We start from the raw sequence: 26,571 nt of genomic DNA on the forward strand, positions 1-26,571 counted from the left end.
AATAAAGTTTACTATACACTGAAAGGAAGAGGAAAATATCCCCTTCCTTTTTCTATTACAGTTTTTCCCCGTTTGACTTAATCACTTCTTGATACCAATAAAAGGAGGCTTTTTTCGAACGGCTCATGGTTCCTTTCCCTTGATTATCTCGATCTACATAAATCATTCCATAGCGTTTTTTCATTTCTCCTGTTGTAAAGGAAACAATATCAATAATTCCCCATGGTGTATATCCAATTAAATCTACTCCATCATACATTACCGCTTTCTCCAATGCTTCAATATGCGCCTTTAAGTAGGCAATTCTTTCCTTGTCATGAATAGAGCCATCAGCTTCGACAGTATCAATAGCGCCAAATCCATTTTCTACAATAAATAATGGTATTTGATAGCGATCATATAGACGATTTAACACATAGCGCAGACCTGTCGGATCAATGGACCAGCCCCAGTCACTTGCTTTGATGTACGGATTTTCAACCGCATTTGGCAAGGCGCCATTAACAATATCCCCTGTATTATTATTTTTCACATCACTCTTTACGGTAGTGGACATATAATAGCTAAATCCTAAATAATCAACTGTCCCATTGCGTAAAATCTCAGCATCCTTTGGCTCCATTGTAATTGAATAGCCTTCTCGTTCAAATTCCTTTAAAGCATAACTAGGGTAATATCCACGAACTTGCACATCTGGGAAGAAATATCTTTGTCTCATTTCTTCTTCCGCTAGCATCACATCTTCTGGATTAGAAGAAAATGGATAGATAGGAATATGGGAAACCATTGCTCCAATTTGGAAATCAGGATTTATTTTTTTACCAATAGACACAGCTAATGCACTTGCAACTAGCTCATGATGAGCAGTTTGATACATTACTTCTTTCGCATTTTCTCCTTCTTTGACGGTTACTCCAGAATTTGTCCACAAAAAGAGTGGATTAGAAACATCCATTTGATTGTTGATTTCATTAAAAGTCATCCAGTATTTTACTTTATCTTTATATCGATGGAAGCATGCTTCGGCAAAGCGGACAAAACAATTAACTACTTTTCTATTTCTGAAACCGCCATATTCTCTTGCTAGATGTAACGGCATTTCAAAATGGGATAAGGTAATAACTGGCTGTATTCCGTATTTAAGTAATTCATCAAATACTTGGTCATAGAAGCGCAGTCCTTCTTCATTCGGTTCTAATTCATCCCCTTTTGGAAAAATTCTGCTCCAGCCAATGGAAGTTCGTAAACACTTTAGCCCCATTTCAGCAAACAAGGCAATATCCTCTTTGTAACGATGGTAAAAATCAATTGCTTCATGATTTGGATAAAATTGCTCTTCTTCAATCAAGTCTGTTATTTTCCTAGGTACTCCATGAGCACCTGCTGTCATAACATCTACTACACTCGGACCTTTACCGCCTTGATTCCAGCCACCTTCAAATTGATGTGCAGCTAATGCTCCACCCCATAAAAAATCTTTCGGCATTTTGCTCATTCTTGTTCCTCCTTTTTAATGCTATTAAATTATCTTTTCTTTTTATTTTTTTGGATTACACTTATATTATAATTGTATCGGTATAATTTAATAAATACAATACAATATTTTTATACCCAATTAATCTAAATGAATTTTTTTCCTATATATGCTATAATCCAGCTATAACGTTTAAGATAATCGAGGTATATATATGTTAAAATACCAGCAAATCGCAGAAGAAATAGAGAAATATATTGAAGAGCATGGCTTAAAGCAAGGCAGTAAGCTGCCAGTTATTGAGACATTAATGAAGCAATTCGAGGTTAGTAAAAGTACGATTACGAAAACGCTGGAGCTTCTTGAAAAAAGGGGAATCATTTTTCAAGTAAGAGGCAGTGGAATTTTTGTAAGAAGACAGAATCGAAAAGGCTATATCAGCTTGCTTTCCAATCAAGGATTTAAAAAAGATTTAGAGGATTATTCTCTAACCTCCAAAATAATCAAATTAGAGATAAGAAAACCGACTGAGGAAATTGCCCTAAATTTAAATATAGAGCTTCATGAAGATGTTTATTATGTCAAAAGAATTCGCTATATTAACGGCCAAACTCTTTGTTTAGAGGAATCTTGGTATAATAAGGCCTTCATTACGTATTTAAATAAAGAAATCGTAGCAGAATCTATTTTTCATTACATAACAGAAGGCTTAGGGCTAAAAGTAGGCTTTTCAGATGTGTATTTACATGTTGGGAAGTTAACGGCAGAAGAAGCTGCTTATTTGGGATTAGAAAAAGATGATCCTAAATTATTGGTAGAAAGCATCTTTCATCTAACTAATGGTCAGCCTTTTGACTTTTCGAAGGTTACCTATAATTACGAGCAATCCCAATTCTTTATCCAGGCGAATAGTCATTTCTTTTAACGGAGGTAACACATAGCTAATCAGGAAAAGTTTCCTAAATCTGAAAAAATATATAATTATTGAAACATTCCTATATTTCCTTTCGTATAACAGGTAGTACATAATTGAAAGGTTGGAATAGTTAATGTTAATGGAATTGAAGGATGCTTTTCTTTTCTTAATGGACATCTTTAAAGGAAAACTCCCATTACATGATTTATATTTATTAGTATTCATTATAGTTGTGACATCAATTGCTGAAACCATTCAGGAAAAGAGAAAACAGTCAAGCAGGAGTAAAAACACCATTTTTATATATTTGAAATGGATACCTATCTCATTTTTGGCTAGTTCTATTTATCTAACAAGTTTTTATTTTATCACCAATCTATTTACAAAATTCTTATTTACAGCAGAATTGTTCCATCAAGAACAAAACGTTCGCTCGATTGCGATAATGTCTTTGGCTATGACAAGTATCGTTTCGCTAATTATTGCTATTTGGAAGTTATATTCTTTTTTCACTGTAAAAAAAGCCCTATTAACTTTGATAAGTAATTCACTGTTAATAGCCATGGGTGTATACTTTATTAATATGTTTTGGTATGAAGCTATCATAATGCCGATATGGTGTTATGGAATAATAGGGTTGGTTAATACAATCTTTATAAGCTTTTTACTTTTAAAAGAGAGAGAAAACTTGCAAAGCAATTCATCTCCTATTAACGCAGTAGATCAATAGATGAAGCAACTTGGTGCTCGCCCACTGGAAAGTTTATTGCAGTCTTGCGGATAATTACCACTTATACCAAATAAAAAACGAACAATTATACAATATACATGTATAATTGTTCGCCCTATTTAGAACCCACGGGTCCTTGCCTCTTAATTTCTCGATCTTTTTTAAATTGGATCTAGAAAATCTCACATAGTTTCTCTTTTTTTTTACATTCTTTCTTAGATTTTAAATCGGTGCACTAATTCCTGAAGCTCCTCTGCCATTTTGGATAATGCCATGCTTGAGCTTGTTATTTCTTGGAATGAGGCAGTTTGTTCTTCTGTTGCTGCTGCAACACTTTCAGTTCTTTCCAATGTCTCACGAGAAGTTTGGGCTATTTCTTCCACTGAATCTTGCACCTCTTGTACTTCTGCCGTGATTTCTTGCGTTGTTTCTGCCATCTTTTTAATATGGTCTGCGATGGATTCAACTCGATTTAGGATTTCCTTGATATGTTCATTTGTAGTATCAGATAATTTCGTACCACCATCTACATTTTCTTTTACAAAAGACATATTTTTTTCTGTCGTACTAGAATGATCATGAATAGAGCTTATCAGATCGTGTATTTGATTTACAGAAGTACCTGTCATTTCGGACAGCTTTCTAACTTCTTCTGCTACAATGGCAAATCCTTTTCCATGTTCACCTGCTCTTGCTGCTTCAATGGATGCATTCAATGCTAGCAGATTAGTTTGATTAGATATATCTTGAATACTTGCAAGTACCTCATTAATTTCATTTGTACTTAAAACAAGTGATTTCAATCCGTCTCCTGCTAAATCAACAGATGCATGAATGGCCTCCATCTGCATTTGCATTTCAGTCAATGCCAATTCTCCTTCTTTTGCTTTTTCTTTAATTAGCAGGGATTCATTTGCAACTTCGTTGGCAGTATGGGCCATATGCTTAATATTTTTCAAGGAATTATTAACTTCTATTAAACTATTTTGGGTAAGTGAATCTTGCTTATTTCCATTCTCTGCAATGGTTTGAACAGCATCCGCCACTTGCTCTACCGCTACAGTCGATTGTTCCATACTGGAAGCTAATTCATCGGAAGCTTGTGCAACATTTTTAGACGTCTGCCCTACACTTTTTATCATTATTTGAAGAGAATCAACGAAGGCGTTAAACGAATGTGCTAATTGGCCAAATTCGTTTTTCCCATTCACATTTACTCGCTGTGTTAAGTCCCCTTCTCCAGAAGCAATACTTTGAAGTTGATTATTAATTTTATTTAATGGTCGTAAAATAGACTTTAATAACAGAAAACCTAATACAATGCTCAATAGTGCTGCCATGGTGATAATTACGATTAATACCGTTTTTGTTATTTTATTATTTTTTTGATTTTGTTCTTCTATCTGAATAACATCTTGATTAATATGTTCCACTAATTCATTGACTGCTGGATCTAAAACTTCTTTCCTTAATGTCCGTAAATCCCCAAAATGGAGTTTTTTTGCAGCAGATGGATCTTCGGCATAAGCACCAGGCACTTTGTCACTTGTGGCTAAGTATGTTTGTAGACTGGATTGAAACGTTTGGATATCTTCTTTATACTCATAATAATTAGATAAAGTCTCCATTGTTTTCAAAGTATCATGAATGTCTGATTCTTTCTCATTGATTCCGTCACTATATTCTTTATTTCCAGTAAGAAGAAAGGCACGCTCGTCATTAGAAATTCCGGCAATACGATATTGCAAATGAGTAACAAGACGCTGAATTTCTTTTGCCTCTGTCAGTTCTTTACTATTTGCAATTAGCGACTGCAGACTCATATTGCTAAATCCGCCAATCCCCAACAAAGAAATAATTAAAATGAAGAAAATGATTGCCAATTGATATTTTATTTTCATTCTATCCCCCTGAATGTTTCTAGCTTTTTTCTTTTGTCCATTTCCTTTCTATATATCGGAGGTTTTTATTTTTTATATAGTTTGTATGCGATACCAAATTTTCTTTTCTCAAGAAAATTTATATTTATATCTGCAGATAAAAAAAGACAGCTTCAGAAAGCTGCCTTTTTTAATTTTCCACTCTAATTTTCCCATTATTTGTTTTCAGCTTTACTTTATTTTCCCCGTTTCCAATCACGGTACTTCCTTTGTATTTATCTAAAATATTGATGCTGCCATCATCAACTTGAACATCGAATGTGACATTTGTTGGTTCCTTATCTGTTACAATTTCGATACTTCCATCATCTGTTTCCAGTTGTATCGCCTGATCCAATGTGGCGGTTTTCATTGAAATTCTCCCATTATTCGTTTCTCCTTTCACGCTTCCGCTTACATGATCCAGCGATATTCTGCCATCGTCAGAGTTTACTTCTACACTTTTGGATTGAATATTTTGCAGATGAATGCGACCATTATTACTTTCTGCCTGTACTTGCTCAACCATTAGGTCCGCTAAATCAATCTTTCCATTATCATTATTTATGCGAAGAGATTTATATTCCTTCACAGGTACAAGAATTTTTAATGTAAGTGATTCATCTATAAAATTCATCTGAAAAAAGCTAATTTGTTTTTCATTCCAATTTACAACAAGTTTTTTCCCAACTACCTTGGCAGTAAAACTTCCCTTCGTTTCAGAGGAACCTTTTCCTTGCAACACAACCTTTGTTTCCTTTTCTGCTGTGGGAATAATTTCAATCCCTGCATTATTGGAATCTACTTCAATTCCAGTTATATTATTTTCTTTAAATATTTTCTCTTCATGAATATCTAGACTGTTATCGCGGAATGTTAGGAATGCCCCTATGCCGCCAATTAGAACAAGAACAAGTCCAATGACCATTAATTTTTTTAGACTAATCATGCTTTTGGCCTCCCTTCACTAATTTTGCATTAAATTTCAAATAATTGATGAAGCCTTTTGAAGAAATTCTTGTAATGTAATACATGGCAATTACAAGAAAAATTCCTAATCCCACTAGCAAAATAGTCATAAATAATTTAAAAAACGCAAAACTACCTGGATGAAAAACACTGTCAACAAGAACAAGTAGTGGGGAGAGTATAAAAGACACACCAACTATCCACCCAGATAGAATAAGGGCTGCTATGGTAACAAACGGTCCAAGTACAATAACCAAATTAAAGAATCCTAAACCAATAACTGCCCATACTGCTCGTAGAATATTTCCCGTTGTTCTGTTTTTCTCCACCTTTTCAAGGTGATAGGAAGCTATTAATTCTTTGGTAATTTGCTGAGGAGATCCTAAAGACTTGGCTATTTCTTCCTCCGTTTTTCCATCTTCTTTGCCTATAAAAAAATGTTCTTCATAATCATGGATGATATCTTTTCGTTCCTCTTGCGGAAGCTTTTTTAATCCAGCTTGGAGCTGTTTTAAAAATTGCTCTTTAGTCATTATTTACACCTTCTTTTATTAATTGATTGACACCATTAGAAAATTCATTCCATTCCGTAATAAGTTCATTAAGATAGGTTCTTCCTTTATCGGTTAACTTGTAGTATTTACGCGAAGGACCTTCTGTTGACTCTTGTAAATAAGTTGTAAAATATTCTTCTTTTGTTAATCTTCTTAAGAGGGGATAAACAGAGCCCTCTGAAATTTCAATTTGATTGGATATCTTCTGAACGAGTTCATAGCCATAGCGGTCCTTTTTATCTAAAAGAACAAGTACACATAACTCTAAGACACCCTTTTTAAACTGTACATTCATCTTTTTCACCTACCTTTATTCATCATCCAGTACCTTATAATAAACAGTACTATAATAAAAATAATACCTATTTCCATTAATATACCATTTAGTATTGTTCATTGCAAGGTACTGATTAAAAAATATATTTAGATTTCTCTTAAAGTCGATTAAAAATACACAGAAATCTATATCTGCACCATTTTAATGAGGACAAAAAAATAATCGCTTATAAAAAAGAGAGGATTATCTCCCCTCTTCCTACTGCTTATAACCATTCTCTACGCCATGCCGTCACATTTTCTTCTCTGTAAATTTCAGCTTTTCCAATGGATTGAAATAAATTCATTTTATATTTTACTATTTCTTTAGCTGCCTCAATGCAGGCTGGATATATTGCGTTAGGATCCCAAAGCTCTGTTTCAGCTAAAATCTCACGGCATTTTTTATAAAATGCGTACTTATAATCTGATGAGATATTCACTTTTTGAATACCAATCTGAACAGCCTCTGCAATTTCTTCATCTGGATTAGCTGAGCCGCCATGCAATACAAGAGGAATGTCGACCGTTTCTTTAATTTCTTTTAAAATATCCATTCTCAACTTTGGCTCCATATCTTTAGGATAAATACCGTGACAAGTACCGATTGCAATCGCCAGTGTATCTACCCCTGTTTTCTCTACAAATTCTTGGGCGTCTTCAGGTCTCGTATAAATTACCTCCGATACCCCGCCCTCTACTGAGGTACCTGTATTTCCAATTGTTCCTAATTCTCCTTCCACTGATACTCCCAGTGAATGGCTCACTTCTACTATTTGTTTCGTTAACTGAATATTTTCTTCTAAAGAAAGCAAGGAGCCATCAATCATGACGGAACTAAAGCCTACATGAATCGCCCGCATAATATCAGCCATATTTCCGCCATGATCTAAATGCAGAACAAATGGGACATGGCTATTTTTAATTCTTGTTAATACATAAGAGAAAAAATCATCTTTGACAAAATCTAATTCAGTTGGATGTACTGCAATTATCGCAGGAGAATTATTGCTTTCTGCCTCTTCAACTACTACTCTCAAAAAATTACTATCTGCTACATTGAATGCTCCAACGGCAAATTGATGTTTTTGTGCTACTTCTAATAACTGCTTCATATTTAATAACATAATATATTCCTCTTTTCTTTAAATTTATAATGACTTTCCTTCAGAGCCTGCCAGTTCAATATAATATTTAACTAAGTCTTTTCCAGCCTTAATCGTTTGATGAATAACATCAAAATAATCTATTTCGTTTCCAACCATGTTTTTTTTTATACTATTTATCTGTGCTTTAAAAAAATCAGAGCCTACATTAATCTTATTAATACCTAATGAAATAGACTTTCTAATGTTTTCTTCTCCACATCCAGATCCTCCATGGAGTACAAGCGGGATACCAGTTTCTCCTTTAATTTTTTCTAAAATATCAAATCGAAAAGCTGGAATATAACCATCTGGATAATCCCCGTGACTAGAGCCATAAGAAATAGCTAGCGCGTCTATCCCTGTTTCTTTTGCATATCTAATGGATAAATCAGGATTCGTATACATTTCATCATCTGTCATCTGGTTCCTAGAAACAGAACCAATATTACCAATTTCCCCTTCGACGCTCGCATCATAGCTTTGCGCAAATTCTACCATTTCTTTCGTTATTCTTATATTCTCGTCAATTGGATAACGAGAAGCATCCATCATTACACTAGAAAATCCATCTCTTAAGCATCTCTTCACGAATCCAACATCCTGCCCATGGTCTAAATTAATGGCAACTTCTACACTTGCTGCATTTGCCATTTCTATAATTGGCCTTGTTAATAACTTACTTCCAAAATGCTGCATTAAATGATCTTGTAATAAATCTACAATGATAGGTGCTCTCAATTCTTGTGCTGCTTCAATCACTGCCTTAGCTGTTTCTAGGTTAAAGCAATTGATTGCCATTACCGCATATTTCCCTTGGTTGGCACGTGCAAGCATTCCCTTCATCGAAACATACATTCTAAGTCCCCTCCTTTATTGACTTACTCTAGCAAAATAAGCGTTCTTTCCTTCAGGTTAAAATGTAATCTTCACATCTGATAAATCTACTTCTTCCTCTTCACTCGATGTTTCTTCTATTTCTGCAGCTGGTTCCTTCTTCCATAAGAACAGCATAACTCCGGTAATGAGTGACCCGATAAGTAATGCCACACAAAAGAGAATTGGATGTGTCATCGCAGGTACAATAAACATTCCTCCTGATGGAACCGGAGATCCTACCCCCCACATCATAGAGAACCCTCCTCCGACGGCTGCTCCAATAGTGCATGAAGCAACAACTCTTACAATATCTACTGCTGCAATCGGGATAACGCCTTCTGTAATCATGCATATTCCCATCGGTAGAGCTATTTTGATGTTATCTTCTTCCGATTTTGTATATCGTTTCTTCTGAAATAATTTAGAAAGTCCCCAAGAAATGGCTACACCAAATGGGGGAACCATTGATGCCAATATTTTCACAGCTTCTGGCTCGTATATGCCCTCTAATAGCAAACCATCCGCAAACAAGGAAGCTACTTTATTAACAGGTCCGCCAAAATCAAATGCTGCCATTCCCCCTAATATTGCTCCAAAAACAAATCTCATCGATCCCTGCATACTTGTTAGAAAAGAAGTTAGCCCTTCTGTTGCCCATACAATCGGAAGGCCAAGTACAAAAAACATAAGTAATCCGATAAATAAACTAGATATTAAAGGAATAATCATCATTGGCATTAAGCCTTCTGCCCACTTTGGTACTTTTAAATTTTTTCTTAAAAATAAAACAAAGTAACCAACAATAAAACCACCTAGCATCCCACCCAAAAAACCTGCTCCAATGGCATTTGCTATCAATCCCATTAATAGCCCTGGAGCAATACCTGGACGATCTGCTATCGAATATGCTATTGCTCCTGAAATAACAGGAGCTAATAACCCCATTCCAAGTACTCCTAATGAAACAAGTGCTGAGGGAATATCAAAGGAAGCTTTATAATCTTCAATGACCGAACCACCTGTAAGATTCCCAATTGCAATTAAAAGTCCTGATGCCACAACAAGTGGCAACATATAACTAATGGCTGTTAAAGCATGCTTTTTTACTTGCATTTTCTTCAACATCTAGTAGACCCCCTCACTGTTTATTTAGCTCAGCGTCAATCTTTTGGTAAAGCTGTTTCGGTGCCTTTATAGCAATATGTGTAGGTATCTCAACAATTTTCTTCCCAGCAAAACGTTCTTTTCCACTAACCTTGATATCTGCAGCAATTATGACCAAATCAGCTTCCTCTATTTCCTTAGTTGTTAACTCATCCTCAATCCCAATAGTTCCTTGTGTCTCGATTCGAACTTTATGTCCCAGCTCTTGACCCGCTTTAATCAATTTTTCTTTCGCAATATACGTATGAGCAATACCAGATGTACAAGCTGAAATTCCCACAATATTCATCATGATTCCCTCCAAATTGATAAGTTTTTAACAACATTCCCTTTAATCGTTTTTCGTTAATAGCTTTAAAAATTCTTTCTTTGTCTGCAGTGTTTGTAACTTACTAATTGTTTCTTCATCTGCTAATAAGACAGCCACCTTTTGTAATAATTTAATATGGATAGTGGTTTTATCCGTGTCTTTAACTGCAAATAAGATAATAATATTGATAGGATTTCCATCAAGCGATTCCCATTCTACAAATGATTTGGTTCTTCCAATTGCAATGGATGTCTTTCGTACATGCTTTGATTTACCATGGGGGATAGCTACCCCCTTCTCCAATCCAGTAACACCTTCTTCTTCTCGATACATCACATCCTTTATAAATCCTTCTTTATTCGATATACAACCGTTTTCATATAAGAGGTCGGTTAACTCATTCAGTACTTCTTCCTTTGTAGTTCCTTGTAAATTTAACTCGATAAGATCTTCTGTTACAACCTTATGAAAATCTAATTCTTCTATTTTCATGTCCACTTTAAACTCTCCTACCTTTCTATTTTTCACCGATAATACTCTGCCGATTGTAGTAGTCCTTAATAAATTGATCTATCTTAAACTTATCCTCTTGATTTAAAATAGGACTCACAAGAATAGTAGGCTTATCAATGATACTATGTGTTTTCACAGTAGAAATAACTAATTCTACATCTTCATAATCTGTCTGTTTTATTCGTTGCTGGGCAATTATTTTCTTTATATGGATATCAGGAAAAGTTCTTCTTATTTTTTCACTTAATAAATGCGAAGTGCCAATACCACTTGTACATTCAATCAATATAGGAATCTGATTAGCAAAATGATCATCATACGAAATTTGAAAATACAAAGTAATATAGCCAATTTCTTCATCGGTTATATACTTTTCATAATGTCCTTCTTCTACTAATTGTTGAATGCTTGTCTTCACTAAGCCAAATATATGGGAAAAATTAGTTGCTATCGATTTTATGATTGGATTAACTATATAGATTCGATGGCTTAATCGATATAACATTGCATGCATATGCAATGTTAGCCTTTCTAATAATTCATCATCTGTATCGAAGCGATATCCGCTATTTTCTGTCACTCTTGCTATTAACCTCTTTGTTAAAAGAACAACCTGATCATTTTGATATGGCTCAGTACCTTGGTTTAATAAAAATCGTGAATTAAGTTTATACGCTTTCAAAATATAATAAAGTGAATAAATATCATATTGTTTTAACGAAAGAGAAAATTGATTTTCGATTTCCTCAATCATATCTTTACAAATACAATAAATAGCGGAATTTCCATCTATTTCTTCGTACACTACTTCTTCTTCATCTAATGAAAGCTTATTATTATGTTTTTCTATTATCGAAAGAAGAGAGCAGAATAAGGTTAAATAATAGGGCTGATCTAAGCTTAGATCATGCTTCACTTGGATATCATGCAGCAGCCTCTTAATTTTTATTAAATGATTATTTTTCACTTTTACTTTTTTGATAGAATCAGGAATATCATATTGACTAAAAGGGTCTCCCATTTGAGTTAAGTAATTCTCAATAATTACGGCCATCAAACGATAAATAGATAGTTTATCTCCCTTAATAAAGGTTCCTTCCTTTGTCCTTAATAGTCTTAAATGATAGGACCTTAATTCCTTTTCAATATGTTTAAAATCATTGAGAATAGAGCTCTGACTTACGATGTACTTTTCCGATATTTTTTGAATGGAGGTCTTACCGGGTGCAATGGCTAAAAGATATAATAGTAAATTCAAACGTCGTTCGTCAGGATAATCAAATATAATCGTTTCCGTTTCTAAAGGTTCTTTATGGTTCTGGAAGTAATAACCGAAGTTTTCTTTTTTTATTATCCTAAACGGCATTGAATTCGAATCAACTATTTGTTGGATATCTCTATATATTGTCTTCTTAGAAACTTTAAGTGATTGTGCTAACTCTGCAGCTGTCACATACCGTTTCTCCCTTCGTAAGATAGTAAGAATCATCTGATGACGCTCATTTATGACTTGACTCACAAAATCCTTCACCTCTTTTCTTCTTTCTATGGTAATATCTTATCCGACTGAAAGCGGATACACAATTACAAAATAATGCTGATTGTTATGTCCCTATTAAAGTGGGCACTCCTTATTTCTGATTTTCCGGCTGTGTTAAGAACTTGGGATTTTACAATAAAAGCTTTTTCCTTTCTTTTTGAAATAGCCGTCATAAAGACAAAAAAAAGCACAATAGCTGTCCTATTGCACTTTTCTTCTTTGTCTATTATTCTCTTTATAATAAGTAAGTTACCACTAACAATATCGTTCCAACGATAAAGCAATAATAAGCAAAATACTTTAAATTTCCTTTTTCCATTATCCCCATTAGCCATTTCATAGAAAAATAGGTAAAAACAAGGGACGTCATAAAAGCAATGAAATAAGGCCATGCCAAAGTTTTCATATCTGGGCTGTTAATCATATCCGTTACTCCAAGAATAGCTCCTCCAACACTTACTGGAATATAAAGCATAAAGGAAAAACGCAGTGCCGTACTTTGTTTCATCCCCAATGCAATGGACGCTATAACAGTGGAACCTGAGCGGCTGATACCTGGTATAAGTGCAATCACTTGAGCACACCCAACAATTAGAGCATCTCGCCAAGATAAATCCCCATCTCTTTTTACACCACGCATATTTCGAATGATCCATAAAGCTATACCTGTAATTAGTAGTGTAATGGAAACAGTATAAAAAGAGGTGAAATAATCAGCAATATAATCGCCAAACAGTACGCCGATCACACCAGCTGGAATGGTTCCAATAATAACATACAGGGAGAAACGAAAATCAGCTCGATACCTTTCCTTTCGCGTTTTTAGATACAAAAAGCTATGTGTTATTAATTGCTTGATATCCTTTCGGTAAATGAAGACAATCGCAATTAATGAAGCTGTATTTGTAATAATCTCGAACGATAAGCCTCTCTGTTCAATTCCTAGGAGTCTTTGGCCAATAATTAAATGGCCACTTGAGGAAATTGGAATCGGCTCGGTAATACCTTGGATGGCTCCTAAAATAAAGTACTTTACCATTAATAAAAAATCATGCAAATCCACTACTTAACCTCCAACTTATCTACTTTTTTCCTAGTATACGGGAAAGTGAGATGGAAATATAGGGGATCAATTTGTTCTATCTCTTATTCTACTAAAATGTAATCGTTTTAAAACCTTTTATATTCGGAAAACAGATATTTTTTTAGATAAAATCTACTTTACATCTGACTTCGTAAAAAAAGCATAAGGCTCTCCCCTTATGCTCTTACTTTAATATTTTAAAATCATAAGAATAAATAGAAGTTCCTTTTACGGATGATAAGATGTCATCTAATCCTGCAATTTTTTTCTCTTCTACCTTCTCACCATTTTCCAAAGAGTAGCTCTCCAGATAATACTTCTCTTTTTGCGAATCGTCATATCTTAATGCAAATAAATAATTCCCTGCAAAATATACTTCTTCATTATGACGAGCTCCGTTCTGCGGAAAATCCTCCAGCAGGAATTTATTCTGTTCTTTTCCATCTTTACTTACCGCAACAACTTCTCCTAATCCGTTAACATAGAAAAAAACATCCCTCCATAAATAAGCTGCATTTTTAGAATTCATGGAATCAGCTGCAGGATCATTGGCAACATATCCTGAATTTAACTCCACTTTTGTTTGTTCCAACGTTACCTTATTAAGGAGAAATAAAACAGTATTTTGGCTCTTATCTTTAGTTATCTCTGAGAGTAAAACATAATAATGAAGTTCGTCACTTAAGATAGGAGCCAATGCTGAATACTCATATCCTTTTTCCATTTCCAAACCCTTAATGTCATTGATTTCTAATTGGTTATTTTCCAAAGACGCTTTCCTTAAGACATATTCCTTTTCTTCTTCATCATTGGTCAAAATGAGAATTTCATCCTTAGTGTAACCCGAAGCCATTATAGAATAAGGGAGATTTCCTCCTTTAAACCCTTTATGATTTCCCCAATAAATATGGGATATATCCCTTTCTTTATCATTACCAGAACGATAAATAGAGAAAAAGACATCCTGTTTCTCCAAATAGCCTGTTCGTTCTCCGTTTTGTTGGTATTTCAGATCGATTACAGCATTCTTTTCTCCAATCAACCTTATAGTATTTTTATCCTCTAGCAACAGCTGATGGTTATTTAGCGCCATGCTTCCAAATTCTAAACCACCCATTTGAAAACCACTCGCTTTTCCTTTATCATCAATAAAAACAGCGTAACTAATTCCTTCATTATTCCTATCTTGATTAGTTGTTGTGGAGAAATAGACAACTGCCTCTTTATCATGTAGAAAATCTGGCTGATTAAGCTCTTCCATCGTAAGGTTATTTTCTGAATGGCCAATTTTAGTAGTGACAGTAATCATTAGAACGATAATTAGAAATAGAGCTATACCAAATTTCGTTTTCATACTATCCTCCTAAAGTAAAAAGGCGGTATGCTAATAGTGCAAACTCGCCTTATAATCACTGATTTCCCACTATGAAATTAACGAATCTCTGAAACTATCTGTGGCATATAACCACTGAACGAAAATATAAGGAGGCAGCAATAATTTTCTCTCTTGGTGTTCGGATAACAACTCAGCAATCGCAATGGTAGATTCCACGCCTCCATGCAATGATAAAAAATAATTCAGCTTTTTCATCACCTTAATTAACTTATCCAATGTCTCTTTATCTTTTCTTAACAGTTTATATGATATCCCTAAATCTGATTTTATTCCAAGCTGCTTTTGATGAACTTCTATTTCTTGATATTGATTATCGGCAAGCTGATCAAGTTGCACAAAGATTTCATTTTCGGCATCCAACTTATAAACACCATTATGAGGTATTCCTGTCACAACATCTGGATTTAATTTAATAATTAGAGGAGAGATATCATTAATAAACTCTGGTTCAAACTTATCAAACACCTCAAACAATACTTGAGCAAGCGTATTTTTATGAAAAAGTGAATTTATTGTGTTCAATTTTTCTTTTTGATGTTTTTCAATCGAACAAGCAACGATATGAGAAGTTGATGGCTGTAAATAATCACGATTCATTTGATCTTGATAAGTTACAAATATCCGTTGCATCAACTGATTATTCATCTCCACCATTTACAATTCACTCCGTGGTTACCTTAATAATACTCAACGGACCAGGTTGTGCCTCAGCCTCTGCAAATGCTTTATCTAAATTAGTCCCTAAAGTTAAGATTACAAGAGCGAGAATAGCGAAAACTACTTTTTTCAATATAAACAACTCCTTTTCATAAAGTTTTATTACTATTACTTTAACGCAAAGGAATTGTTTAGTGAAAGCAGTAAAATTCTATTAAATTTTCTAGTATTTAAATAGTTTTTTTCTTTAACTATTTAACAAACTAGCTATCATGATGGTATTTCTTTATTAGTTTTCGTAATCAATTGCTTTCATTAATAGATCAGCTGCCTTTTTATAGGCCTTTTTTTCATAAAAATGACTTCCAAGTTCTTTCGTAATTCTTCGAATTAATGCACCTTGATTTAATTGCATAGCTGTATCAAGAAGTTTCTGCATTCCCTTTTCATAAGAACTTTCATTTCCCTGCAACTTTTTCACCGAAAACTTTATGATATTAAGTAGAATATAATCATACTTTAACCGGTGTTTTTCTGAAATGAAAATTGCCTTTTCTAAATATTTATCTACTAGAACCCAATCCTTTAACTCTATATAAATCTCTACTAATCTTTTTAAAGGATAAACATTTTGTTGTTCTGAAGAATGATTTTCAAATATCTCTATGCTTTTTAAATAATAGGTAACAGCCCCCTGATAATCTCTCTTCCTTTCAAAGATTCTCCCCATGTTATGTTGAATCATAGCAATATAATTTACAAACTTCTCACTCTCTTTATCCTCCACTATAATCGCTTCCGCCTTTTTCAAGCAATCCATCGAAGTATCTAATTCATTATTCAATTGATATTGTACTCCAAGAGTAATTAATACAGTAATAATGTATTTTTTCTCTCCATATTTTTTAAAAATTTCATAAGCCTTTTGTGAATAATAAAGACTTACTTCCTGATTATCATATGTTCTTTGTTTAACCAAGCTGAGATTATAATATAGTTTCGCTGCATCTAAATTATCTCGATCAATTAGTAAGCTTTCTGCTTTTGAATAATAGTGATTTGCACGCTCAAAATCTTGGAAGTAATAAAAGTAGTTACCACATGCTAAAAAATAGTAAAAATATTCTCCCTCTAATCCATCACTTATTTCTCCAGAAATAAACCTTTTAGATAAATTAAAAATACTCCTAGCCTGCTCTATTTCTCCTTTGGCCGTATAATATCTCAACAGAACACCATAAAGGTGCAGATTAATTTTAGTAGAATTTAATTCATATGTCTGAACAAGCAGATAAGAAAGATCTTCATCCGATATTTTTTCGCTTTGCTTATAGTTTTCTACAATCTGTAATATCTTTTCATCTCTATTCGGACTACTCAATTCTGTTAAATCATAACCCAGTCTTTTGGACACTTTTCTTAAAAATTCTGCAGATGGATTGATTTGCCCATTTTCAATCCGGCTTAAATAAGTGATAGAACAAATCCCTTCCGTTAATTCCTTTTGCGTCAGCTGTTTATGGATACGTAGTTGCCTTATTCTTTCACCAACCATTATTTCTCCCTTCTCTCTTGTTATTTCCATTTCTCCGTATTGATATTACAATTATAGCGCTAATGTACCATTTATTAGAAAATATATGAGAAAATTCACCAATTTTTTTCAAATAACAGGAGTACTTCGACATATTTTTCATCACTAGAAAAAAACAATAAAAAACTTGGCCTTAGATAAATAGGCCAAGCTCTCTTTATTTACTTATCGTTTTTTAATATTGCTCATAATAAATCCACTCTTCGGCAATGTTGGCATCTCACTTAAGTCATAATGTAAATCTTGATTTGGTACATCATAGTCCATTTTCGTTGAGAGAGTTCGCAAAACAACCTTCATTAATTCAACTGTAACTCCTTCTCCGGGACATCGATGTCCTTTTGCTGGATCTCCTCCTCCATGGGGAATAAAATCATACAATCCTCCTTGCCAATTTTCAAATCGGCTTGGATTAAATTGATTTGGGTTTTCCCATAAACGTGCATCATGATTAGTTCCATAAATATCTAATAAAACTAAAGTTCCTTCTTTAAATTCTTGGTTCTTCCACATAAAATTAGTTCGGACACGAGCTCCAAGAAAAGGGCCAAACGGATAATATCGCCTTACTTCATGGACAAACATATCGAGATGTCGGTCATCAGCTGTGCGAAGCTTTTCTCTTTCTTCTTTATATTCATGGAAAGCTAAAGCAGAAAATGTAATGAAAGTGGCAATCGCAACGATTGGTCTTAACACATTTATTAACTCAATTGCCGCCATTTCCGGATCAAGCCTTGCTCCATCGATTTTCTTATAAAAAGCCATTTCATGTAAGGCAGTTCCTTGTTCTGTTTCCAGTTTACCCTCACGAACTACTTCGATCACTTGTTTAATCCACCGCTCAGCTCGATTACGAGCTATTCTGCCTTTCCAGTGCTCGGGGCCCAAGGTGCCAAATGCGTACACCATCGCAATAAAATCATCAGCACGCTCTGATAGTTCTTCTTCCGCGAGAGGTACTCCTGCCCATTGACAGGCAACTTTACATAAAATATTCTTTATTTCATCAAATAAAACAATTTGATCTCGCTGTTCCCACTGTTTTATTGCTTCTTCCAAATAGACTGTTGTAAGATTCGCCAGCTTTTGTTGATGTTCAGGAGTCAATAAGGACATAAATAGAAGTTTTCTGTGAAGATGTTTTTCATCATCCATCGTTTGAACAGCATTCTTTCCAAATAATGATTGCTGAATCCGATTAGGGGCTGCACCATTGCGCTGAAATTTCTCAGAGTCGTAGAAAATCTTTACAGCCTCTTCACCTTTTATACATATCACATTTTGCCCTAATAAACGCACTGTGAATATATCAGAATTAAATTTATCCATTCTGTTATTAATAAAAAGATATCCTTCCTTTAATAAGGAAATGGTTTTATCTAATCCTTTTTCTGAAGGTACGTTTGAATTGGTCGGCATCTCTGACTCTCCTTTCTAAACTGCATCATCATTCACAGAGGAAAAACAATTATTCTGCTTCTTATTACTTTGATTTTTTACTTTTAGCCAAAAGGATAAATCCAATACTGACGGCAGCTGCAGCTGTAAGAATAGGATGCTTGCTTATTTTTACGTACATACTTTGAGAACGAATCCATCCCTGATTAGTTCCTCTTTCATGTAAACCATATCCTGGCTGATATAAATTACTGTCTTCACGGCTGTTAGATGGTTGATCTTTATATTGAGTGGGTGGAATCCATTTCTCCATTAACCTGTCTGTAAATCTTGGTAATAATGTACCTAGTAGATTTAATAGTTTTGCTTGAGAACCAACATACATATCTCTCTTCGGATTTTCTGCCGCATATAATATTGCCTCTGCTACAGCATCAGGAGGATAAATCATTCCTTTATGAGTGGGCTGCTTATCCAAATAACTTCTAGCATGTTCAGCATATGGCGTATCTATTCTTCCAGGATGAATCAAAGTAATAGATACAGGAATTTGTTCCTTTTCCGCTTCCATTCGAATGCTTTCCGTCCAGCCATGGACAGCGAATTTCGAAGGTGCATATGTCGACTGGATAAGTGTTCCTCTATCCCCGAACAGGCTCCCTATATTAATTAGAGCACCAGCATTCCCTCGCTCTTTGAAATGGTTAATCGCAATCCTTGTACCGTAGACAACACCCCAATAGTTAGTATCATGCATTCGTTTCATGTCCTCAATGCTTACATCCATGGCATATCCGTATATCGTCACTCCTGCATTATTAACCCAAGTATCAAATCCCCCGAATGTTTCTAGCGCCGTATCGGCAATTTTTTTTACTTCTTGTTCTTTTCCCACATCAGCCTTTACATAAACGACGGAAGCTCCTTGTTCTTTTAACTCAGCAGTCAGTTTTTCTAAGGCATTCTCATTTCGTGCTGCTAGCACAAGCTTTGCACCTTTAGCAGCAGCCATCCTCGCTGTGACAAGTCCGATTCCACTAGAAGCTCCTGTAATTACGATGACTTGTTCATTGATTTCTTTTAATGTCCACTTGCCCGTTGAATCATCTTGTTTCTGAAACTTTCTATCTTTTAATTCCTTTAAGCTCTCTAAATGAAGTACTTTCTTATTGTATTCTCTTTCCTTGCTGCTCATCATCATACCTCCCATATAATAGTAATAAGCTTAGTATTTAGTAATTCAGCAATAATAATCAGAAAAAGAATGGAAGTGACATATAGAAGATATACCCGTAAAAGCAATAAAAAAAGAATGAAAAATATCCCAAAAAGGATGCTTTCATTCTTTAGATTACTCTTTAGCCCATGGCTTCAGATAATATTTTTTTCCTTTTTTCAGATGAACAAGGAGAGCTAGCATTGGAAAAGCTATCGCCAAAAGCAATGCCGTATTCGGACTGAATTGATAATAACTATAGCTTCCGATCCATGATCCAAACGCTCCTCCTAAGAAGAAAATGGTCATATATAACCCATTTAATCTATTTCGAATGGCCGGGTTTAAGCTAAAAATAACCTTTTGACCTAACAGCATATTTCCTGATACACCGATATCTAGTATAATCCCAGAGATTACAATAAGTGCAATACTTAAGATAGAATGATCTTTTACAAAAAATAAAAGAAAAATCGAAACAACTACTAGAACCATTGATACATTCGTCATGGAGTAAATATATCCCTTATCCCCTAACTTTCCAATATATGGGGTTAACAATGCACCCGCAATGGCAACAAAGCCAAATAGGGCAATTTCGTTATTAGTAAAATGCAAGGACTCGGATCTTAATAAGATGGGCAAAACTGTCCAATACAGACTAAAGGTAGCAAAGATACAAGCATGGTAAAATGCCCTTTGTTGGAGAGGCTGCGTTTCTTTTAGGAAACTTAACATCGAGCGCAATAAAGCAGGATACGTTATGCCAAGATTAGATTCTAATTCAAAATCTGGTAAAAATTTTAATAATAATAGCAAAATAGTAACTAATATAAGGCAAGAAAAAAGAAAGACCATCCGCCAGCCAAGCCAGTCAGTAACGGCGATTGAAAATGGTCGCGCCACCATAATTCCAATAAAAAGCCCACTCATTACTTTACCGATATAATTCCCAGCTTGTTCTTTAGGGACAATTTTCATCGTTAATGGCACTAACATTTGAGCAGCACTTGCTCCAATCCCGATGAATGTAACAACAAATAAAAAGATCATCCCATTTGTCGAAAATAAAGCACCAATTAAAGAAAGAATGGTTAGCCCTATTAACAAGACAATGATTCGTTTACTTTTATAAAGATCTGCCAAGGGAACTAAGAAAAACAAGCCAGCACCATATCCAATTTGCGTTAAAGTCGTTAACAGCCCAGAGATATTTGAAGCAATATGTAAATCAGTAGAAATAAATTGAATAATCGGTTGGGTATAATATATATTAGCTACTACAGCTCCACAGCTTACCGCCAATAAAAAAATGAGAAAATTTGTTTTCGTGTTCATTACCAACACTCCTTTCACCAACCAAGATGATATATAATTATAACATAAGGACTATATCTGAAAATGTCTAAAACATTAATACTTGGCTAGTTGGTACTATATTTCATAACCCTATCCAAAGACAAGCTTTTTAAGAAACCTATATAAAAAAACAAGGAGTGTTCCCCCCCCTTGTTTTTCACTGCTAAATTACTCCCATATAAATGTACAAATCTCCGCTTCGTTCATTTGATTGGAATCGAACATTTCTCCGTTCATTTCTTCCAATAAATTAGATTTCCTTGGGTATTTCCCATTATATTTCACCGTTAAAGGCTGTTTTTCGTCCGTTAAATTGTATCCTCGAAGAACTATTTCTTTGCTGTTTTCTCTCCGCTTAAATGCTGTTAGTCGAAAAGCTTTTCCGTCCAATTGAATAAATTCATATATGGACGGATATGCACCTTTATGGATATCTGTTTGCACACTAGAAAAAGGAATTTGAAAGTTAATTGCTGCATGATAGGATTCCAGCTTGTTCGTGCTATCGTGAAATCCTACGGCAAATTTCACTGCTTGATTTCCTTGGCACTGAGCTTCTGGAGTTGGGAAGTAACCCCAATCTCCTAATTCCCCAACCGCTCGAAGCAAAGTAATGGCAATAGTATCTTCCATGATTTCATATTCATTCAGTCCATAATTCGCAACAGTCACCCCTCTATTCTCATCATGTAAATTAACGAATGCATGCTGATGCTGTGGGTTAGTTGGATTTTCCCAGTTGGAACTTACCTTATTTGCTCGCTTCACTACTTCGAAAATACTGTCTGCTTCATGCTCCTCTACATGAATGCCTGTTGGAAAGAGCACTCGTATGCGATGGTCCTTCATTTGGTTAGCAAATGATGTTTCGAATAAAAGCTGATTACTGTTTCGCTCTAATCTTATTTTTGTTTTCAGCTCCAATGTTTCCAGCTTGTTCGAACGACCTGCATGACGGCCTCGAAATTCAATTAGCCCTTTCTGCTCTTCCAATAACCTTTCATCTGCTGATTTTGGAATCAGCATTGTTTGTGTTAAAAGCACTTCTCCATATGCAAAAGTATCACCGATAACCTCCACCTCTGCTTTTCCTGCTGATGATAAAATGGGCTGATCTCCTTTTGGCATTTTGTAAATATACTCATTGCCAACATCGCCCGTATTCTCAAAAGTGAGGAAGTTTGTGTATATACTATTTGTTCCTTTATCCAAAACAGTCAATGTACCATTTTGTTCTATTTGCACCTTTAAATGATTATTTTCTAAAAGATGCCCTTGCTGCTGAACAATTCTTTTGTGTTCTTGCTGCTGAGATTCTCCTTCTATCAACGCATAGGTTTGCCATGATAATGGACTCATTTCGTTTAATGGGAGCTCAACAGTCACATAAGCACCGATAAACGGCTGACGAAAACGATCCTCTGGAAGATCATATCCAAACCGGATATCTGTATAGATAACCCTTGCTGGAACTTCCACTCCCTCTTTATCGATTACTTTCATTGCTGGAAACTCTTCGGCTTTTAGCTTGCGATACAATTCATCTGGACGTCCGCTCGAAAAGGGAAGCCTTTTCCACTCTATCTCTATTTCAACCAAACCTGTTTTTGTACTGCCAGCAGTATTAAAGACAATAAAAGGGCGGCTTCCAGCTGGAAATTCACTCGTGTCAATTTGTTCTGCAAGCATAGTTAAAGCTTCTGTTTTTATAAATTGACCTACTTCCTCTGCTTTATGAAAGCGAGTCATCATTTCACGATGCACCTCATCCACACTGCAGCCGCAAATACTGTCATGGGGATGGTTTTGCATCAATTGTTTCCATGCAAACTGAAACATTTCATGGGGATATTTTCCGTCCTTTTGATAGGCCATTGCAGCCAATGGTTCCGCAATATTTTCTAACAATCTACTAACATCTGTATTTCTTTGTTTCAGATATACTCTAGAGGAAGCGGTATTTGCTAAAGTATACCAGCCATCTGTCTCCTGACTAGTTAATTCTCCTTTCACTGTATGTAAATTTTCAGGAATGTCTTGTTTTATTATTTTCATATACTCATCAAAACTACTATGAATGAAGGTTATGTCAGGATATAGATTATTGGCAGCTTCAATGGCAGCTGTAATATTCTTTTGAACTGGCTGATGATCACAGCCATTCATAAACAATAGATGATCTGTAGATGCATATTGAAGGGCATCCTTTAATTTCTGATCCCAAAATTGCTTTGCTTCCACTTCATCCACAGGAATTTCATTCCCATTACTATACCAATTGGCAAAAAGAATGCCTAAAACAGTGGATTTATCAGGGCCTTCCCACCACATTTCTGAATATGGTGAACTATATTGATCATCATTGATAACAATATTATTAAACCCCGTAGGTTTAACCCCGCGCCCAAACGCCGCCACATCCATACCAGACTGTTTAAGAATTTGTGGTGCCTGCCCCATATTCCCAAATGTATCTGGGAAATAGCCTAACTTAACTGGTGCTCCCCATTTTTGGCATTCTTGCAATCCAATTAAAATATTTCGTACATTTGCTTCACTACTAATTAAAAAATCATCTTGCAGAATATAGAAGGGACCAATTTTTAATTTTCCTTCTTGAATATATTTTTTGAGCTTCCATTCGTTTTGCGGCTTTATCTCCAAATAATCATCGAGAATAATTGTCTGCCCATCTAAATGAAAACTATTAAAATGAGGGTCTGTGTCAAACAACTCTAATAAATCATCGATGAGCTGAACCAATCGCATGCGATGCTGTTCAAAAGGCAAATACCATTCTCGATCCCAATGACTATGGGATACTATATACACTTTTTTCATCTTCAGCTACTCCTCTCTAGTTCCTTTACTGTCCTGTCATTTATTTTTTCTTTACTCGAATATCAAAGTAATCCATTACTAGTTCGCAAAACATCATATTTGCCCAAGAAAACCACTCTCTCGTATATTGAGTAGGATTATACACATCAAAGCCTTCATGCATTAAATGTGTTCCTCCATCACAGGCTACTAGTAAGTCTAGTATTCTTTCTTTCTCCTTTTTATCCTCTGTCGTTAGACCTTCCATCGCAAGAGCAATCGGCCAAATATAATTTTCCGGTGTATGGGAGCTGCCAATCCCTTCCGCATATTTCCCTTTATAAAAGTAAGGATTCTCTTCACTAAGTATTGTCTGGCGTGTTGCTCGGTATCTTTCATCATTTTCCTCCACATATCCAAGATACGGGGCAGATAATAGATTAGGTATATTGGAATCATCCATAATTGTAAAGTTGCCTTTTCCATCTACTTCATAGGCATAAATTTCTTCACCGTTTTGATTGCGTACAACAGCAAACTCCTCAATCCCCTTTTCTATCTCCTCTTTGAGTTTTTGAAAGGCAGGAACTTGCTCCGTTATCTTCAAAACATCTTCATAAATCTCGGTTAGATAACCTAGAACTACACTAGCAAACATATTCGAAGGCACTAAATAACCATATGTACAAGCATCATCACTTGGTCTAAATCCTGACCAGGTCATTCCAGTAGGCACTACTTCTGCCCCTCTCCCTTTGTTTATTAACGTATCCTCTTGTCGATCAGTCACTCTTTCAAATGTATAGGAGGAATTCGTATGATCTTGCTCTATCATCCATACCTCGATTATTTTTTGGACCGCTTCCTGAAACGACTGATTAAAATGATCTGTTCTCCCTGTTGCCTTCCAGAACAAATAACTAAGCTGGATTGGATAACACAGTGAATCAATTTCATACTTTCTTTCCCATATCCATGGATTCATTGTCGTTAAATCGGTTTGATGTCCTGCCCCATTCGCTTCTTTATTGAAAGCGTTCGCATAAGGATCTAAACAAATATACTGACATTGTCGTTCAATAAGACCGGCAATCATATTAGCCATTTCTTCGTCCCTTTCAGCCAATACTAAATATGGTCTTACCTGTGCAGTGGAATCTCGCAGCCACATCGCTGGTATATCCCCTGTAAGGAGAAAAGTAGTTCCATCCTCCAGCTTTTCAACTGTTGTTTCTAATGTATTGGCAAAGCAAGTATTGAAATTAACGGCCCAATCCGCATGTTCATCCCCACATTTTTCTGTAATCCTTTTTATAAATTCTTTTACCGAAGACATCGTTGTTTTTTGATATGACATTTTTTAACCCCTCTCATATTTGATATATCATTTAAACTCATTTTAATTTCAATCGTCTTTATTGTCTAGTGTTTCTTTTTCTTAATTTAATGAAAAATTGTTTGTCTATCAATGGATATAACTTCTCTCCTATTTATCTTCATAAAATTTACTTAGCTTTACTATTTACGGAAAGCATTTTCATGTTATAATAAATTTGATATATCATTTAAGGAGTTTATGATGAAAAAAGAACCACTTTATCAAAAAATTGTCACTGACATACTAGCACAAATCCAAGCCGGTCATTTAAAGCCAGGTGATCAAGTACCGACAGAATTAGAAATTTCTAAGCAATACAACGTCAGCCGCATCACTTCAAAGAGAGCTTTAACCGAGCTGGAAAACAAGGAGCTAATCGAACGAATCCAAGGAAGAGGAAGCTTTGTTGCCGAACAAAAACCGTCTCCTTCCCATGTTATTCTGTTTATTCTTCCTTTTCCCAATAATCCGGGACTAGGAGATTATGCACAAGGCATTAGTCGCTTTATCGCGAACACACCCTATACAGTGCAAATCCAGACAAATGCTTACTTAAGCCAGCTTGATGCCAAAAAAATATCGTCTATGTATGCGGGTCTTCTCCTTTATCCAGAGGCTGGAACATCGCATTTAGATATTCTTTATACCTTATATCTCGAGAAATTTCCGGTAGTGGTACTCGATAAGAAAATCGAAAGCATCCCATTTCCTTTTATTACCTCTGATAATATGCAAGGTGGTTATCTAGCAGCACAGCATTTAATTAACCAAGGACATAAGAAAATCGTCTTTTATGCTACACAAAATTTAGAGAGAAGTTCCACTATTCGAGAAAGGTATTTAGGCTATTTAAAAGCTATACACGAAGCGAATATCGCGTATCATGGTTCAAAAGTAGTGCTCTCAGCTGAGGACAACAGCGCTTTTATCCATCAGCTAAAGGAAGAAGAAATTACAGGACTGATAGCGGAAAACGATATTAATGCAATTCATTTAATGAAAGAAATCAAAAGATACGGCTATCAAGTTCCTAAAGACTTTTCGATTATTGGCTTTGATAATATTCAAGCAGCTGAACTTGTCGACCCAGCATTAACCACAATTGCCCAAAGCTTCGAGGAGATCGGATATCAAGCAGCTGAACAACTTATTCAATTAATTGAAAACAAAGAAGCAATTCATTCTGTCGTCATTCCTATTGAAATGATCATTAGAGAATCCACTAATTAAGGAGCGGT

General features: G+C 35.1%; 24 protein-coding genes. 3 read left to right on the plus strand and 21 right to left on the minus strand.

Going from position 1 to position 26,571, the window contains the following annotated elements:
• Nucleotides 1–55 precede the first annotated feature (55 nt).
• A complete protein-coding gene (gene bglA / locus NST77_RS16545) occupies nt 56–1,495 on the minus strand; it encodes a 6-phospho-beta-glucosidase BglA (RefSeq protein ID WP_144544637.1) in 1,440 nt (479 codons plus the stop codon).
• 193 nt (nt 1,496–1,688) lie between these two features.
• Here bglA and NST77_RS16550 point away from each other — a divergent pair, with 193 nt between their 5' ends.
• Together NST77_RS16550 and NST77_RS16555 are read left to right on the plus strand one after the other, a co-directional pair.
• On the plus strand, nt 1,689–2,399 hold the full coding sequence (locus NST77_RS16550; protein ID WP_123258294.1) for a GntR family transcriptional regulator: 711 nt from the start codon (nt 1,689–1,691) through the stop codon (nt 2,397–2,399).
• A 124-nt stretch (nt 2,400–2,523) separates the two neighbouring features.
• Entirely contained in the window at nt 2,524–3,120 is a 597-nt protein-coding gene (locus tag NST77_RS16555) for a hypothetical protein (protein WP_123258295.1), read from the plus strand.
• A gap of 215 nt (nt 3,121–3,335) precedes the next feature.
• Here the strand turns inward: NST77_RS16555 and NST77_RS16560 are convergent, their stop codons facing one another.
• The 20 genes from NST77_RS16560 to NST77_RS16655 form a co-directional block, all read right to left on the minus strand.
• On the minus strand, nt 3,336–5,021 hold the full coding sequence (locus NST77_RS16560; RefSeq protein ID WP_341123229.1) for a methyl-accepting chemotaxis protein: 1,686 nt from the start codon (nt 5,019–5,021) through the stop codon (nt 3,336–3,338).
• A gap of 169 nt (nt 5,022–5,190) precedes the next feature.
• Nucleotides 5,191–5,988: a DUF4097 family beta strand repeat-containing protein gene (locus tag NST77_RS16565; protein WP_341123230.1), complete on the minus strand. Its 798-nt coding sequence runs from the start codon at nt 5,986–5,988 to the stop codon at nt 5,191–5,193.
• Entirely contained in the window at nt 5,981–6,541 is a 561-nt protein-coding gene (locus NST77_RS16570; RefSeq protein WP_095329851.1) for an HAAS signaling domain-containing protein, read from the minus strand. Before NST77_RS16570 ends, NST77_RS16565 begins: the two co-directional genes overlap by 8 nt.
• Nucleotides 6,534–6,857 (minus strand): PadR family transcriptional regulator, encoded by a 324-nt coding sequence (locus NST77_RS16575; RefSeq protein WP_095329850.1) that lies wholly within the window; start codon nt 6,855–6,857, stop codon nt 6,534–6,536. The genes NST77_RS16570 and NST77_RS16575 overlap by 8 nt, the downstream gene beginning before the upstream one ends.
• Nucleotides 6,858–7,104: 247 nt before the next feature.
• Complete coding sequence (locus tag NST77_RS16580) at nt 7,105–8,004, minus strand: ketose-bisphosphate aldolase (protein WP_123258298.1); 900 nt, start codon at nt 8,002–8,004, stop codon at nt 7,105–7,107.
• Nucleotides 8,005–8,028: 24 nt separating this feature from the next.
• Nucleotides 8,029–8,880, minus strand: coding sequence for a class II fructose-bisphosphate aldolase (locus tag NST77_RS16585; RefSeq protein WP_123258299.1), 852 nt, complete (start codon nt 8,878–8,880; stop codon nt 8,029–8,031).
• Nucleotides 8,881–8,937: 57 nt separating this feature from the next.
• Nucleotides 8,938–10,023, minus strand: coding sequence for a PTS fructose transporter subunit IIC (locus NST77_RS16590; RefSeq protein ID WP_341123755.1), 1,086 nt, complete (start codon nt 10,021–10,023; stop codon nt 8,938–8,940).
• Between the two features lie 16 nt (nt 10,024–10,039).
• Nucleotides 10,040–10,354: a PTS fructose transporter subunit IIB gene (locus NST77_RS16595; RefSeq protein WP_047943848.1), complete on the minus strand. Its 315-nt coding sequence runs from the start codon at nt 10,352–10,354 to the stop codon at nt 10,040–10,042.
• A 42-nt stretch (nt 10,355–10,396) separates the two neighbouring features.
• On the minus strand, nt 10,397–10,867 hold the full coding sequence (locus NST77_RS16600; RefSeq protein WP_303983622.1) for a PTS sugar transporter subunit IIA: 471 nt from the start codon (nt 10,865–10,867) through the stop codon (nt 10,397–10,399).
• Nucleotides 10,868–10,892: 25 nt separating this feature from the next.
• Nucleotides 10,893–12,407 (minus strand): BglG family transcription antiterminator, encoded by a 1,515-nt coding sequence (locus tag NST77_RS16605; protein ID WP_249877806.1) that lies wholly within the window; start codon nt 12,405–12,407, stop codon nt 10,893–10,895.
• Nucleotides 12,408–12,663: 256 nt separating this feature from the next.
• Nucleotides 12,664–13,467: an undecaprenyl-diphosphate phosphatase gene (locus NST77_RS16610; protein WP_217279731.1), complete on the minus strand. Its 804-nt coding sequence runs from the start codon at nt 13,465–13,467 to the stop codon at nt 12,664–12,666.
• A gap of 229 nt (nt 13,468–13,696) precedes the next feature.
• Entirely contained in the window at nt 13,697–14,866 is a 1,170-nt protein-coding gene (locus tag NST77_RS16615) for a hypothetical protein (protein ID WP_341123233.1), read from the minus strand.
• Between the two features lie 69 nt (nt 14,867–14,935).
• Nucleotides 14,936–15,562, minus strand: a complete 627-nt coding sequence (locus NST77_RS16620) for a hypothetical protein (protein ID WP_163186497.1) — start codon at nt 15,560–15,562, stop codon at nt 14,936–14,938.
• A 7-nt stretch (nt 15,563–15,569) separates the two neighbouring features.
• Nucleotides 15,570–15,698, minus strand: a complete 129-nt coding sequence (locus tag NST77_RS16625; protein ID WP_268876242.1) for a hypothetical protein — start codon at nt 15,696–15,698, stop codon at nt 15,570–15,572.
• Between the two features lie 156 nt (nt 15,699–15,854).
• On the minus strand, nt 15,855–17,150 hold the full coding sequence (locus tag NST77_RS16630) for a helix-turn-helix domain-containing protein (protein ID WP_163186499.1): 1,296 nt from the start codon (nt 17,148–17,150) through the stop codon (nt 15,855–15,857).
• 174 nt (nt 17,151–17,324) lie between these two features.
• Nucleotides 17,325–18,581, minus strand: a complete 1,257-nt coding sequence (locus tag NST77_RS16635; RefSeq protein WP_341123235.1) for a cytochrome P450 — start codon at nt 18,579–18,581, stop codon at nt 17,325–17,327.
• Between the two features lie 64 nt (nt 18,582–18,645).
• Nucleotides 18,646–19,755, minus strand: coding sequence for an SDR family oxidoreductase (locus tag NST77_RS16640; RefSeq protein ID WP_172859460.1), 1,110 nt, complete (start codon nt 19,753–19,755; stop codon nt 18,646–18,648).
• A gap of 156 nt (nt 19,756–19,911) precedes the next feature.
• The gene (locus NST77_RS16645; protein ID WP_341123236.1) at nt 19,912–21,114 is read right to left on the minus strand and encodes an MFS transporter; all 1,203 of its coding nucleotides are present in this window, start codon (nt 21,112–21,114) and stop codon (nt 19,912–19,914) included.
• Between the two features lie 189 nt (nt 21,115–21,303).
• Nucleotides 21,304–23,976 (minus strand): glycoside hydrolase family 38 N-terminal domain-containing protein, encoded by a 2,673-nt coding sequence (locus NST77_RS16650; RefSeq protein WP_163186505.1) that lies wholly within the window; start codon nt 23,974–23,976, stop codon nt 21,304–21,306.
• Nucleotides 23,977–24,016: 40 nt separating this feature from the next.
• A complete protein-coding gene (locus tag NST77_RS16655; protein WP_341123237.1) occupies nt 24,017–25,312 on the minus strand; it encodes a glycoside hydrolase family 125 protein in 1,296 nt (431 codons plus the stop codon).
• Between the two features lie 222 nt (nt 25,313–25,534).
• Here NST77_RS16655 and NST77_RS16660 point away from each other — a divergent pair, with 222 nt between their 5' ends.
• A complete protein-coding gene (locus NST77_RS16660; RefSeq protein ID WP_095329837.1) occupies nt 25,535–26,563 on the plus strand; it encodes a GntR family transcriptional regulator in 1,029 nt (342 codons plus the stop codon).
• Nucleotides 26,564–26,571 lie beyond the last annotated feature (8 nt).

This window comes from Niallia sp. FSL W8-0177, assembly GCF_038006285.1.
Lineage (GTDB): Bacteria > Bacillota > Bacilli > Bacillales > Cytobacillaceae > Niallia > Niallia circulans_A.